We start from the raw sequence: 542 nt of genomic DNA on the forward strand, positions 1-542 counted from the left end.
AGTCCGGCGGCGGCCAGTGGCAGGGCTGCGACGTTGTAGCCGAAGGCCCAGAAGAGGTTGCCCTTGATGGTGGCGAGGGTGCGGCGGGAGAGGCGGATGGCGTCGGCGGCCGAGCGCAGGTCGCCGCGGACGAGGGTCAGGTCGCCCGCTTCGATGGCGGCGTCGGTGCCGGTGCCCATGGCCAGGCCGAGGTCGGCCTGGGCGAGTGCGGCGGCGTCGTTGACGCCGTCGCCGACCATCGCGACGACCCGGCCCTGGGCCTGCAGCCGTTTGACGGTGTCGACCTTGTCCTGCGGCATGACCTCGGCGATCACGTGCTCCGGTTCGATGCCGACCTCGGCTGCGACGGCTTCGGCGACCGTCCGGTGGTCGCCGGTGAGCAGGACCGGGGTCAGGCCGAGGGCGCGCAGCCTGGCGATCGCCTCGGCGCTGGTCGGCTTGACCGCGTCGGCCACCTCCAGGACGGCCCGGGCCTCGCCGTCCCAGCCGACCGCGATCGCGGTGCGGCCCGCCGCCTCGGCGGCGCGCTTCGCGCGGGCCAG

At 75.3% G+C, this 542-nt stretch carries 1 protein-coding gene; it reads right to left on the reverse strand.

Features of this window, described 5'->3' with window-relative positions; all coding sequences use genetic code 11:
• Window positions 1-542: HAD-IC family P-type ATPase (locus IF30_RS0140485; protein ID WP_030248263.1), on the reverse strand; the 542-nt coding region annotated here is incomplete at both ends.

The organism is Streptomyces sp. NRRL S-350, from assembly GCF_000719705.1.
GTDB lineage: Bacteria > Actinomycetota > Actinomycetes > Streptomycetales > Streptomycetaceae > Kitasatospora.